At 45.9% G+C, this 13216-nt stretch carries 16 protein-coding genes and 1 other RNA gene; 9 read left to right on the top strand and 8 right to left on the bottom strand.

The annotated features are described in order from the left end of the window. Window positions 1–12 precede the first annotated feature (12 nt). The 4 genes from KDM90_RS09180 (at window position 13) to KDM90_RS09165 (ending at window position 3773) form a co-directional block, all read left to right on the top strand. Window positions 13–2091: a M3 family metallopeptidase gene (locus KDM90_RS09180; RefSeq protein WP_212675299.1), complete on the top strand. Its 2079-nt coding sequence runs from the start codon at window positions 13–15 to the stop codon at window positions 2089–2091. Between the two features lie 27 nt (window positions 2092–2118). Next, window positions 2119–2769 carry a glutaredoxin family protein gene (locus KDM90_RS09175; protein WP_212675298.1) on the top strand — a complete coding sequence of 217 codons (651 nt, stop codon included), beginning with the start codon at window positions 2119–2121 and terminating at the stop codon, window positions 2767–2769. Between the two features lie 72 nt (window positions 2770–2841). Next, window positions 2842–3279, top strand: coding sequence for a DNA polymerase III subunit chi (locus tag KDM90_RS09170; protein WP_212675297.1), 438 nt, complete (start codon window positions 2842–2844; stop codon window positions 3277–3279). Continuing rightward, entirely contained in the window at window positions 3276–3773 is a 498-nt protein-coding gene (locus KDM90_RS09165; RefSeq protein ID WP_212675296.1) for a hypothetical protein, read from the top strand. The genes KDM90_RS09170 and KDM90_RS09165 overlap by 4 nt, the downstream gene beginning before the upstream one ends. A 49-nt stretch (window positions 3774–3822) precedes the next feature. Here the strand turns inward: KDM90_RS09165 and KDM90_RS09160 are convergent, their stop codons facing one another. Both KDM90_RS09160 and KDM90_RS09155 read right to left on the bottom strand, forming a co-directional pair. Continuing rightward, the gene (locus KDM90_RS09160) at window positions 3823–4332 is read right to left on the bottom strand and encodes an Lrp/AsnC family transcriptional regulator (protein WP_212675295.1); all 510 of its coding nucleotides are present in this window, start codon (window positions 4330–4332) and stop codon (window positions 3823–3825) included. A 116-nt stretch (window positions 4333–4448) separates the two neighbouring features. After that, entirely contained in the window at window positions 4449–4757 is a 309-nt protein-coding gene (locus tag KDM90_RS09155; protein WP_329605313.1) for a c-type cytochrome, read from the bottom strand. Window positions 4758–4929: 172 nt separating this feature from the next. Between KDM90_RS09155 and KDM90_RS09150 the strand changes: the two genes are divergently transcribed. Genes KDM90_RS09150 through KDM90_RS09130 form a run of 5 tightly spaced genes read left to right on the top strand, consistent with a single transcriptional unit; the run spans window position 4930 to window position 9328 of the window. Further along, window positions 4930–5187 carry a TIGR04438 family Trp-rich protein gene (locus tag KDM90_RS09150; RefSeq protein ID WP_230409704.1) on the top strand — a complete coding sequence of 86 codons (258 nt, stop codon included), beginning with the start codon at window positions 4930–4932 and terminating at the stop codon, window positions 5185–5187. A 57-nt stretch (window positions 5188–5244) separates the two neighbouring features. Next, entirely contained in the window at window positions 5245–6129 is an 885-nt protein-coding gene (locus KDM90_RS09145) for a LysR family transcriptional regulator (RefSeq protein WP_212675293.1), read from the top strand. Between the two features lie 3 nt (window positions 6130–6132). Next, window positions 6133–6984, top strand: a complete 852-nt coding sequence (lgt, locus tag KDM90_RS09140) for a prolipoprotein diacylglyceryl transferase (protein ID WP_212675292.1) — start codon at window positions 6133–6135, stop codon at window positions 6982–6984. A gap of 33 nt (window positions 6985–7017) precedes the next feature. Further along, complete coding sequence (locus KDM90_RS09135) at window positions 7018–7791, top strand: enoyl-CoA hydratase/isomerase family protein (RefSeq protein ID WP_212675291.1); 774 nt, start codon at window positions 7018–7020, stop codon at window positions 7789–7791. Window positions 7792–7807: 16 nt separating this feature from the next. Beyond that, window positions 7808–9328, top strand: a complete 1521-nt coding sequence (locus tag KDM90_RS09130; RefSeq protein WP_212675290.1) for a malonate--CoA ligase — start codon at window positions 7808–7810, stop codon at window positions 9326–9328. A gap of 30 nt (window positions 9329–9358) precedes the next feature. Here KDM90_RS09130 and KDM90_RS09125 read toward each other — a convergent pair whose 3' ends face one another. From KDM90_RS09125 to KDM90_RS09100, 6 genes are all read right to left on the bottom strand, one after another. After that, entirely contained in the window at window positions 9359–9811 is a 453-nt protein-coding gene (locus KDM90_RS09125; RefSeq protein ID WP_212675289.1) for an EVE domain-containing protein, read from the bottom strand. 320 nt (window positions 9812–10131) lie between these two features. Further along, window positions 10132–11364, bottom strand: a complete 1233-nt coding sequence (locus tag KDM90_RS09120) for an MFS transporter (protein WP_212675288.1) — start codon at window positions 11362–11364, stop codon at window positions 10132–10134. A 159-nt stretch (window positions 11365–11523) separates the two neighbouring features. Beyond that, entirely contained in the window at window positions 11524–12114 is a 591-nt protein-coding gene (locus tag KDM90_RS09115) for an acyl carrier protein phosphodiesterase (protein ID WP_212675287.1), read from the bottom strand. Between the two features lie 114 nt (window positions 12115–12228). After that, window positions 12229–12407, bottom strand: a non-coding RNA gene (gene ssrS / locus KDM90_RS09110) — 6S RNA. Between the two features lie 78 nt (window positions 12408–12485). After that, window positions 12486–12812, bottom strand: a complete 327-nt coding sequence (locus tag KDM90_RS09105) for a cell division protein ZapA (RefSeq protein ID WP_212675286.1) — start codon at window positions 12810–12812, stop codon at window positions 12486–12488. Then, on the bottom strand, window positions 12809–13021 hold the full coding sequence (locus KDM90_RS09100) for a DUF904 domain-containing protein (RefSeq protein WP_212675285.1): 213 nt from the start codon (window positions 13019–13021) through the stop codon (window positions 12809–12811). The genes KDM90_RS09105 and KDM90_RS09100 overlap by 4 nt, the downstream gene beginning before the upstream one ends. Window positions 13022–13216: the final 195 nt, after the last annotated feature.

Genomic DNA, 13216 nt, shown 5'->3' with positions numbered 1-13216 from the left:
ACGATGAGTGACATGACGACCCAATCAATAACGACCACCAATCCGCTACTCGACTTTAGCGACCTGCCACGCTTTGATGCTATCTCGCCAGAGCATGTCAGCCCCGCGATGGATCAATTATTAGCGGAATGCCGTAAAGTGGTAACGCAATTAGAAGCACCAATAGCAAACATTGAATGGGACAATTTCGTCACGCCATTAGAAACCGTTACCGAAAAACTCGGCCGTGCTTGGGGTATTGTGAGTCACCTCAACTCGGTGCGCGATACACCAGAACTACGTGCAGCCTATAACGAAAACCAACCCAAGGTCACCGAATTTTGGACTGAGCTTGGACAAAATCTGCATTTATACGAACACTACAAAGCATTAAGTGCGAGCGCTGCCTACGCGACGCTGAGTGCCGCGCGTAAAAAAATCATCAGCAATGCCTTGCGTGACTTTAAACTCGGCGGCGCAGAATTAGCTGACGACAAAAAGAAACGCTACGCAGAAGTGCAAGAAAAATTAGCTGCCCTCTCCACCAAATTCTCTGAGAATGTGTTGGACGCGACCAATGATTACAAATTGCTCGTCACGGATGTGGCCGAACTCAAAGGTTTGCCGGAAGAAGTTTTACAGGCAGCACAACACGCTGCCGAACAAGATGGCAAAACGGGCTATCAATTCAGCCTGCATTTCCCTTCGTATTTCCCACTTTTGCAATACGCCGAAAACCGCCAGCTACGCGAAACGATTTATCGCGCAAACGCGACCAAGGCATCGGAACTAGGCGGACATCCTGAGTGGGATAACACGGCAATCATCGATGAGTTATTGAGTCTACGCCAAGAAGAAGCGGAACTACTTGGCTATCAAAATTTCGCCGAAGTCTCGCTTTTACCCAAAATGGCGGAGAGCGCCACCCAAGTCGAAAGCTTCTTGCTCGATTTAGCACACAAAGCGAAACCGTTTGCCGAAAAAGATTTGACGGAGCTACGCCAATTTGCCCAAGAGCAATTTGGCATCAGCGACTTGCAAGCGTGGGACACCACTTTTGTTTCAGAAAAACTCCGCGAACAACGTTACGCGTTTTCTGAACAAGAAGTAAAACAATATTTCCCTGAGCACAAAGTGGTCGCTGGTTTATTCAATGTGATTCAAACTTTGTTTGCCGTGAATATCCAAAGCGATAGCGCCGCCACTTGGCATCCTGATGTGAAGTTTTATCGTGTCGAGCGCGATGGTGAATTGGTTGGACAATTTTATCTTGACCTGTATGCCCGCGCCGCCAAACAAGGTGGCGCTTGGATGGATGATGCCCGCGCACGCTGCCGCAAAGCGAGCGGCATTCAGACGCCCGTGGTTTATCTAACCTGCAACTTCAATGCCCCAGTGGTGGTGGATGGCGTCACCAAACCAGCAACATTCACCCACGATGAAGTGATTACCCTATTCCATGAATTTGGGCACGGATTGCATCAATTACTGACCAAGGTCGATGACATTTCGGTTTCGGGAATCTCTGGCGTCGAGTGGGATGCGGTGGAATTGCCGTCTCAATTTATGGAAAATTTCTGCTGGGAATGGGATGTCTTGCAACAAATGACCGCGCATGTTGAAACGGGCGCCTACTTACCGCGCAGCTTGTACGACAAAATGATCGCTGCAAAAAATTTCCAATCTGGCTTACAAACCTTGCGTCAGGTGGAATTTGCGCTATTTGATATGCGCTTGCATAGTCCGAGCGACAAATCATCGAAACAAGAAGTCGCAAGAATCTTGCAAGCAGTACGAGATCAAGTCGCTGTCATTCAACCACCATCATTTAATCGCTTTCAGCATTCTTTTAGCCATATTTTTGCGGGCGGATATGCGGCTGGCTATTTTAGTTACAAATGGGCCGAAGTGTTATCCGCTGACGCCTACAGCGCATTTGAAGAAGCAGCAAAAAACGAGGGCAGCACTTTGTCTCGGCGAGTCGGTATCACCTTTCAGACTGAGATATTAGAAATGGGAGGCTCACGCCCTGCACTCGACTCCTTTGTTGCATTTCGTGGCAGAAAACCGGCTATCGACGCATTATTGCGCCATAATGGCATGATTCAATAAACAATTATGCAGATGGAGAAGTGAAACATGTTCGTAGCACAGAAAAGTACAGGTGATAAATTACCGACTTACTTGCCAATGCTTTGTTCATTGATCGCAGCAGTAAGTTTATTCAACTTTGTACCTTCCGCGCATGCACAAATGTACAAATGGGTCGGACCTAATGGCAAAATCGTCTACAGCGATACTCCGCCTCCTGCAAATGCAAAAAAACTAGGAACCAAGGCGTTTGATCAATCCGCTTCAATTTCTAACATCAAGCTTCCACCCGACTTAGCAGCTGCAGTCGCTAAAAATCCAGTGACTTTTTACGCGACTGCGTCGTGCGGTGTTTGCAACGAAGCACGCAATATGCTGAAGAAAAATGGCATTCCATTCTTCGAGAAAACAATTAGCAATCCAGAGGACCTTGAAAAACTCAAGCAAGTTAGCGGCGATACTCAATTGCCATTTATGTTGATCAACAAAGCAAAATTCGCCGGATTCGAAAGCACGGAATGGCGAAGTGCGCTCAGCTCAGCGGGTTACCCAGAACAAAGTATATTGCCTAAGGACTACCGATACCCAGACCCAGAACCTGCAGCGCCTCCGGCTCCAAGTACTGCAAAAAAAACCGATGACACGCCCAAAGAAGTGCCGAGACCCAAGTCCACTTCACCAACTGGCATTCGTTTTTAAAAATTTCGCACCACTTCCTACCCAGACTGTTGAATTCAAGTTCAACACCTGAAGAACAGAGATTAAATCAATATGACTGCGACCCGCGTCGATTTCCATACGCAAGTAAATGACAAGATTCATTACAGTTGCCGCCTGATTCGAAAAGCCCGTGCTGCCAATTGTCGGATCATCGTTTTAATCGATAATCAAGAACAAGCCAAAATTTTAGATCAAGCACTGTGGAGTCTTTCGGATGCAGACTTCCTACCTCATCTGATGTTGAACGATCCTCTTGCGCGACACACTCCAATATTAATCGCCACTGAGATCAATCAAGATCAAGAGTTACCGCATCGGGATTTACTGCTCAATTTAAGCCATCAAGTTCCCGTCAATTTCGCCGAATTTAATCGTGTCATTGAAGTCGTTGCAAAAGAGGAACGCGACGCGGCCGAAGCGCGACTACGTTTCCGTCAGTACCAACAATTCGGCGTCAAACCGTCACACACCATAGCGAGTACAACATGAATGATCAGATTGATGAAAGCATTCCAGTTCTGACAGAAATCATTTCAGATCAAAACGACACCAACGCTAGCCCAAAGACAAAACAGAAATCGCACGATGTGCATTTTCCATTGAGTAGCTCGAGCGCTCAGGCTACGGCTCCAATACAAAAACCCATCAACGCTGCGATAGCGGCTGCAAAAGAGGTGTTGGCGCGGCCAGATCTGTTTACTGAGGAACAAGAAAAAAGCAAAGAGTTATTGCAATCTGAACGTATAAGTCCTGAAGAATGGGCGAACCTCGAACAAACCATTCGGGAAAATGTCCTACGCCAAGTGTTGGCACGCGTCGACTTCGTACTTGAACACAGGGTGAGCGACAGCTTGGCAGATGTCTTACAAACAGCGGTCGACCGTCTTGCCCAAGAGATTCGGGCTGGCCTGCGCCTTAGCGTCGAGGAAGTCGTGACGAGGGCGATCACTCACGAAATCAATAAAATTCAAGGACGCCGCTAAATCCACGAGTGGCTAGCATTCAAGCATTGGAGGGGCATCCAAGTCTATGCTATTTACTGATGCGTACGTTCAGCTCAGGCCCCTTTTCATCAAACGCGATTCGAGTGGAGAATTTTGCACGTTTCATTGGAAAACGTGAATGAAAATGCCGAACATTTCCCGATCCAGAAATGGCACGTCTGACAAACTGATAGTATGCCTCCATGTCCACCACGTGGATCACTAAGAAATAGTCAATTTCTCCCGAAACAAAATAACATTGCATGACCTCTGGCTCGTGACTCATGCATGCTTCAAAATCACGCATGTGTTCATCGGACTGGTTCGACAAAGAAATCTCAAGAAAAGCCAACATTCCATACCCGAGAGAGAATGGATCGACCATCGACACGTCAGCGCTAATGACGCCAGCATCCCGCAAACTCTTAATCCTTCGCAAACAAGTCGGCTGAGAGATGTGCAATTTTTCAGCCAAAATCCTCGTGGGAATTTGATTGTCCTTCTGCAAAAGATTCAACAACTTTCTGTCAATTTTATCGAGAGTATGAAATTTGGCCATAAGGTGACATGCAAAGAACCGGAGAATACAAAAAAAGCCCGAACTTGACCGGGCTTCTTCAGTGGAATCAACAATTTTAGAAACAAATTCTGAAACTTAGATCCTCATTTTTCTAGTTATTTCAGGCTCAACACCCATTTAACGAGTGTTTTTGCTTCAGCTTCAGACACTTGTGCATTTGCTGGCATAGGGATTGCGCCCCAAACACCACTTCCACCCTTCACGACTTTAGTCGCCAATTTTGCCTCAGCTGTTTTGTCGCCAGCATATTTTTTTGCGACATCTTTAAATGCCGGGCCCAAAATTTTATTGTCAACACTATGACAACTCATACAATTTTTTGCCTTCGCCAAATCAGCATTTGCTAATGCTGAGCCAGAGGCCATCAAACTTAAACTCGCTACAAACAATAAAGTCGCTTTCATTTCCATCTCCCGTTAAAAATTTGCATGCTCTCATTTTACCGCTTTTTTTGACACTACTGCATCGACAAACGCAATGGAATGACTTTAGTTGACCTTGATCATCTTAACCCCTATGATAAAGTCCATCTTGCAGGCGAAGACTTCCTTCGCTTCTAGATCGGTCTGTTCATCAATGTCTAACCCTTACCTATCCACACCAAATATGTTCTTGCTTATTGCCGTCGTTGCGTTATATGCGCTGAAATTTGCCGAATTAAGTTTCATGGAAAATGTTTCATGGTGGTGGATCAATGGGTTCGCTTTTTTTGCGTTCTTATGGTTTGAATTTTTTGAACGGATGTTGGGCCTAGACAAACGTAAAGACGAACTTCTCCATGAAAAAATGCGAAAAGAACGCCTAAAACGCAATTTCAAGGAAGGCAAAAAATAGTATCCTTCTACTTCACTGAGTCTGAGTAGTGGTACTCCAATCCCCGATATATGAATAATGCCAATTGAATTACGTCAGCTTCGCTATTTTGTAGCCGTCGCTGAAGAAAAACATTTCGGACGCGCTGCGCAAAAATTGCACATGACGCAGCCCCCCCTTTCCCAAGCGATCCTAGCTTTAGAAGCTGAAATCGGAACACCGCTGTTTTTACGGAATACGCGCAATACACAGCTGACTGCGGCAGGAAATGCTTTACTACCCGAAGCCAATCGGCTGATCGCACAGGCACACCAACTTCCATCCATTGCGCTACGTGCCGCTTCGGGCGAAACGGGTGAGCTGAGACTGGCGTTTATCTCGATCGCCGATTACAGCATTTTGCCTCCGGTTTTGAGAGAATTTCGGCATCAGCATGGAAGCGTCAAAATTGAACTACAAGAACGAACGAGTGATCAACAATTCAACTTGCTTGAGCGTGGCGAGATTGACGCAGGTTTACTGATCCCACCTATCCCAGAACATTTGCGGCATTTGCTGGAATTTCAACGCTTGCGAAGCGAGAAGTTATTAATTGCCCTGCCGGAGAACTCTCCTAATCGGGCAAAACCCGACTCACTTGCAAGTTATAAAAATTTGCCATTAATTCTCTTTCCGCGCAAAATTGCGCCAGCGTTTCACGACACGATTTTAGGTAGCTTCCGCAGTGCGGGTATCACGCCGAACATCGAACAAGAAGCGATTCAAATGCAAACAATCGTCGCATTGGTGTCTGCGGGAATGGGTATGGCTTTAGTGCCGGAATCGATGGCAAACTTGAAGCGGGCTGGAGTACGCTACCAAGCGATGCAGAACCCATGCCCCACTGTTGAAATCGGCGTTGCTTGGCGCAGGGACAATCCCTCGCCTGTTTTGCAAGCTTTTTTAAATCTCTTAGAAAAATAATTCATGCTAGAACATCCAAACTTTGACCCTGTGGCGATTTCTATTTTTGGATGGAAAATCCATTGGTACGGCATCATGTATTTGGTCGCATTCGCACAATTTGTCATTCTTGGACGACTGAGGCTGCGCTTACCTCACATCGCGGCCTTAGGCTGGACCAAAGAACACATCGACGATATGTTATTTTACGGTGTCTTAGGCGTCATTTTAGGCGGTAGACTTGGCGAGGTACTCTTCTACCAACCCGTTTATTTCTTCCACAATCCCTTAGAAATAGTCATGGTTTGGAAAGGCGGTATGTCATTCCATGGCGGATTTATTGGTGTTTTAATTGCAATGGGATTGTGGTCCAGGCACGCAAAAATGCCCCTACCAATAGTCTATGATTTCATTGCTCCTCTTGTGCCGCTTGGCTATGCCGCTGGCCGCATAGGAAATTTTATCAATCATGAGTTACCTGGGCGAATTGCCGCAAGCGATTTACCTTGGGCGATGAAATGGCCTGGACTTGCAGAACCTGTTCACCCATCCCCCATTTACCAAGCACTCGTGGATGGCCTAATGTTATTCATTGTGGTCTGGATTTTTGCCCGCAAAGCTCGTCCAACATTGGCAGTGGGAGCTTTGTTCGTGATGCTATATGGTTGCGCACGTTTTTTCACTGAATATTTCCGAACACCCGATTACGAAGTGCACTTTGCGGGCATCACCATTTCAGCAGGACAAATGCTTTCATTACCCATGATCATAGGCGGTGCAACCCTCTTACTCCTTTCCTACAAGGGTTTTTTCCAATCGCCCACGTCAAAGACGCCAAGCGAAACCATCGTCAAAAACAAAAAGAAGAATAAGTAATATGTGTTCTATCAATTAAGCGAGGATATCAACATGGAGAATATTCGTTGCGAAATCGATGATGTCATAGCCTTTATAACGATTTCCAATCCCGGCAAGCTCAATGCTCTAAACATGGAAATGTGGAATGCGCTTGCCATGCATTTCACTGAGTTGAACAAGAATACGAACCTTCGTTGCATCATCATTCGAGGTGCGGACGGTCATTTTGCAGCGGGTGCAGATGTACAAGAATTCGCCACGGTCAGAAACACTTTAGCTGACGGCATGCGCTACCACAATCAGGTCATTGCAAGCGCACTTAAAGCGATCAGTGAATGTCAACATCCGGTCGTTGCCGCGATCGAAGGTGTGTGCGTTGGCGGCGGTTTAGAAATTGCAATTTCTAGTGATATACGCATCGCATCACCCAACGCTCGATTTGGAATTCCGATCAACAAGTTGGGATTTCCCTTAGCCCCCAAAGAACTGAAAAGCTTACTAGGTCTCGTTGGCAAAGCAGTTGCCTTAGAAATATTATTGGAGGGCCGTATCCTCAACGCCATCGAGGCAAAACAAAAAGGTTTAGTACAACGGCTATCCGACGATGTATCGCTTGAAGCCTTAGAAACAGCAAAGCGCATCGCTATGGGAGCCCCTTTAGCGGCACGCCTAAATAAAAAATTTATTCGACGCCTTAGTTTTATGCCCGAACCGCTGAGTGATGCCGAGCAACTGGAAGCCTTCTCGTTTCTCGAAACCGATGACTACCAAGAAGGGGTGCTCGGATTTCTCGCAAAAAAAGTACCCGTTTTTACAGGTAAATAGTTTTCTCCTCTTTGATATGAACGCCAATCTCTACGCACTTTTTTCCTCGAAATTTCCCAAAGATCTATCGCGCTGTTGCATTCAAACCCCGGATGACCGCTACTACACATGGCTCGATATCGAACGTGCGAGCGCCAAGATCGCCAATTTACTCACAAGTTTACACTTAAGTGCTGGCGCAAGAATTGCAGTGCAAGTTGAAAAATCGCCTGAGGCACTAATACTCTATCTCGCATGTTTACGTGCTGGATTCGTTTTTTTGCCGCTTAATACGGCCTATCAACGCACAGAAATCGCTTACTTCATCGAAAATGCAGAACCAGAAGTGGTCGTGTGCGCACCAAGTCACTTCGGTTGGGTATCGCAAATCGCTTTTCATGCCGGGACTCGCCACGTATTTACCTTGGATGCGCCGCTTCACGGCAACAACAGCGGAAGTTTATTAGATCGGGCAACCCCCATGTCTGATCAGTTCGTAACAGTAACGAGTCAACCTGAGGATTTAGCCGCCATTGTATACACCTCTGGGACAACGGGGCGAAGTAAAGGGGCAATGCTCACCCACGCCAATCTCGCCTCAAACGCGTTGGCACTGCACGAAGCATGGGCCTGGCAAAGTGATGATGTACTTTTACATGCACTCCCCCTCTTTCACGTACACGGCCTATTTGTCGCATCACATTGCGCGCTACTCAATGGTAGCAAAATGATCTTCCTGCCGAAATTCGATGTTGAACAGGTCATACAACACTTGCCTGAGGCAAGCATCATGATGGGTGTGCCGACCTACTATGTGCGTCTTCTTCAGGATCAACGATTGAATCATTTGCTGTGCAAGAACCTGCGTCTTGTCGTCTCCGGTTCAGCTCCATTGCTGCAGGAGACCTTTAAGAATTTTCAGGAGAGAACTGGGAAAACCATCCTCGAACGCTATGGCATGAGTGAAACTAACATCCTAGTTTCGAATCCCTACGAAGGAGAAAGGAAAGCCGGCACAGTTGGACTTCCCCTGCCCGGAGTAGACGTCCGTATCGTCAACGCGCAATCGCAACATTGTGAAAACGACCAAATTGGGGATATTCAAGTCAAAGGTCCAAATGTTTTCTGCGGCTATTGGCGTATGCCTGAAAAAACAGCGGAAGAGTTCACTCCTGACGGCTTTTTTCGCACTGGCGACGTCGGCAAATTTGATGATGATGGCTATCTCACGATCGTTGGCAGAAGTAAAGATCTCATTATTACTGGCGGCTACAACGTGTACCCCAAAGAAATCGAAAGCATCATCGATGCCATGCCAGAGGTTGCAGAATCAGCTGTGATTGGCCTGCCACACACGGATTTTGGTGAAGCAGTCTGCGCGGTCATCGTTTTAAACGAGCAAACCCAACTGGAAGCCAATACGGTAATCGCCTATTTAAGGGCAAACATCGCCAATTTTAAAGTGCCCAAGCAGGTGTTTTTCTTAAAAGAGTTACCCCGAAATACGATGGGAAAAGTGCAAAAAAACATACTTAGGAATCTGTATCAGTCAGACTAAAATTGGAGTGAAAATGCGGTCTATGCCTACTTAGGCAAGAAGTTGCATGATCGTTTTCCACTCAGCAGGCGTGACGGGCGTGATCGACAGGCGGCTCCCTTTTTGTAAAACCACCATGGATGACAACGAGGGATTTTCGCGCATTTCCGCTAGACTCAACAGCCGCGTTTTTCTCGTCGCTTTAACGTCGACCAACATCCACCTAGGATTTTCCAGAGTTGATTTTGGATCGAAATAATGGCTATCGGGATCAAATTGTGTCGCATCTGGATAAGCAGTGCTAGCAACTTCAGCAACTCCCGCTACTCCAGGTTCGGCACAGCTCGAATGATAAAATAAAACGCCGTCACCGACCCTCATCTGATCTCGCATGAAGTTTCGCGCTTGATAGTTCCGTACACCAAACCAAGGCGCTGCACCAAGGCGCAATGCATCGTCAATACTGACTTCATTGGGTTCCGATTTCATCAGCCAAAAGTTCATTATTTACCTTTCGAATGAAAATATTTTTGTATCCAGCTCAACATAGGCTCAATCTTTTCTTCACACTTGAGCCAACTCACATTGATAAGCGGGGGAAGTTCAAACAAGACGCTGATCAAGAATCAATCATACGATAGTCTTAAATCGTCAACTGAGCCGAATTCTATTCTCAACAGAATACATATCGATTAGCTAAATCAAGAATAAATTCAACTTGAAAATAGCCAAGCAATGCTAATCCCGTTAGGATCAGTAACAAGATAAAAAATACAACCTTACGCTGACTTAGTTTATCCATAGACAATCCACTGATAAAAAATTCAACGAACGGGCGCGAGGTCAGTATCACGCACAATGGCATTTTCATTAATCGGCAAATTGACCAAGGCAGCAAAAATACCGAGCGCAATCACGATCAACCAAACTGCGTCATAGTTCCCATTCTTGGTGTACATATACCCGCCTAACCACGCGCCGATAAAACTACCGAGCTGATGCGAGAAGAACACAAAACCCGACAACATCGAGAGATATTTCAGGCCAAAAATCCCTGCGATCACACCATTTGTTAAAGGTACCGTCGACAGCCACAGAACACCCATCGCCGCCGCAAAAATGTAAACGCTATAAGTGCTTAAAGGAGCAAGAATAAACAAGGCGATCACGATGCTTCGACTGAGATAGATGCTCGATAACAGAAAACGCTTAGGAAACAAGCCACCCAACTTACCTGCAGAGTAAGAGCCAACAATATTAAACAAACCAATTAAAGACAATGCAATTACCGCGACGCTAGGATCTGTTATTCCCTTGTCCTTCAAATAGGCCGGCATGTTCATACCGATAAAAACAAGTTGAAATCCACACACAAAATAGCCAGCTAACAGCAATAAAAATGGCTTATGTGCAAACGCCTCCCGCACTGCCTCCATCATGCTCTGTTGCGGACCGACCGCCGCAACCTGTGGTGGCTCACGCAATTTCCACGCCATCGGTAACATCACCACTAACATCAATGCAGCGAGGACATAAAGCGCATTTTGCCAACCCGCATGTTGAATCAACTGCTGGTCAACTGGCATCATAAAAAACTGCCCAAATGAACTCGCCGCAGAAGACATGCCGAAAGCCCAGGAGCGCTTCGCATCAGGAGCGGTACGCCCAATAATTCCACTGACCGCACCAAAGGTGGTACAGGCAAGTGCGGCACCAATGAATATTCCTGATCCTACAATAAAAGCGAATGGCTGATTGACCAGTGCCATCCATAACAAACCAAACGCAAATAAAAATGCGCCAACCACAATCACTTTTGCGGTACCTAATTTATCAGCCGCCATGCCAGCAAACGGCCCAAATACACCCCACATTAAATTTTGAATGGCAATCGCCATCGAAAAAGTTTCACGGGTCCAATGATATTCTTGCGAGACTGGCTGCAACCAGAAACCGAAGCCATGCCGAACTCCCATCGATAAGGTTAGGACAAAACCGGTCGCGATCAATACGCTAGTTAAATCAGGACGGCCAATCGATTGGTGTGTTGAGGACATGTAAAATTTTCCAACAAGAAGGGTGAGCAAGTGTGAAAGTCTAACGCAAATTAGTTCTTGTCGTTCTCCATCGCCATTTTTCTGTAGAAAATTCAACAATTATCTAATTCGGTCGACAAATGAAAAGTGATGGCGACTAACTTCTTCGACAGTGTGAACCTAACTTAAATTCCCTCGTAGGTCGGCCACAAACGTTTGTAGTTGCGGAAAAAACTCGTGAAATCCAAGCTCAATAACTTGTTCATGCCGTTCCAGGTCAAGTAAACATTCACGCAACAAATGCCCATTTTTTGATAATCTCGACGAAACGCGATGTGTTGCAATGTTCACACCATCCCTATTCTGATAAGAACCCAACCAATCTTGCTCTATCATGCGCGGTACAAGCAGATCCAAGGTCGCCGTAAAAAACTGACGCCGCGCCAACATTTTTTTGTAAAAATCGGCGATAAACCGATCGAGTTCAAGATCGGAGTAAGTTGACCAATTTTTCGCCAGCACATGATCATAATAAATATCCAGCAATATCCCTGCGAATCGACGCCGCTCGATCGCAAAATAATTTCGCGCTTGACGCACGATCGGATGTTGATCGGTGTATTGATCAATTTTTCTATGGATATGAATCTCGCGTGCAATATCAAGATGAAACCCTTTCCTTGCATCACCTTTCACAAAATCACCTAGTAGCGCGCCCAACTGAGCATCACCGCTATGTTGCGCTAGATAAATATGTGCCAGATAATTCATATGTACGGAGATACCTACGCTAGGATCACGCTAAATGGGCAAGCAAAAAAAACGATAAATAAACAAACAATAAAAAAGCACTTATCGTCAATGACAATAAGTGCTTCTGTAAAATAAGTTCCCACCGATGCCGCTGTGCCGGCATCCTGAACCCGGCGGTTCAAGTCGGCCAAGGTCAGTTCAAATCGGGTTCATCGGACATAAGCGACGCTCACGCCATTAAACAATTTCCAAAGCCTATGCACATAAATGGTTCAAGGAATATATGACACTGGCGAACACGGTAGGAGTTTGTAGTTTACTCCTTCCGGAAAAAATTCACAGCAACTATTTGAATTTTATTTGATTGTTTTAAATAATGGCGCGCACTCTTAGAATAGATTCTCTTGTGGTGTTAGCGCATGATCAATCGTGTCGTGCATACTTTGAATTTTCTGCTTCACTTCACCCATACTCATTCCCGACAATGGACCATCGTGTGCCTTTGTCGATAATAAATCAATGGCCATTCCAAGGGCGGCCATCACAGCAATTCTATCGGTCCCCTTTACCTTGGAGGCATCGCGAATGCCACACATTTTTTCATTCAGGAATGATGCTGCTTCTTGCAAGGCTCGATCCTCACCTTCCTTACAAGCCAATTTGTAAGACTGCCCCATAATGTTGACATCAATTTGAATCGATTTTGCGGTACTCATGCTGCATCCTTCACATCTTCATTCGGCAATTGCGCCAAAATTGCCTCGACTCGTCCATGTGCTTCCGTCACGCGTTCACGCAAATCCTTGTTTTCCGAGGCAAGATCGACCGCAGTCCTGCGCAATGCCGCATTTTCTAAGCGCAGTGTATGTGTCATCTCGGCTAAGCGATTAAGCTTTTCGGCAAGCAGTTCAAATTCTGAGATCATTGTGACTATCTATCGAGCAAAAGGTTAATTGGCTAATCTGGGAGTGGTGATCCACGCAAACACATCATCATTATCGACTGGTCATCATTTCAAATCAGACGCGAGTGTCGGCAGTTACCCTTAAGTTATGGGATCATTATGTCGCATCATGGACAAGACAAAATAAACCGTCGAGTGCTTTCAACAATCTTTAAC

The sequence above is a fragment of the Affinundibacterium fentianense genome (assembly GCF_018139545.1).
In the GTDB taxonomy this organism is placed as follows: domain Bacteria; phylum Pseudomonadota; class Gammaproteobacteria; order Burkholderiales; family Burkholderiaceae_D; genus Undibacterium; species Undibacterium fentianense.
Note: the sequence above shows the minus strand (reverse complement) of the source record. Positions and strands in the feature narration are given on the sequence as shown.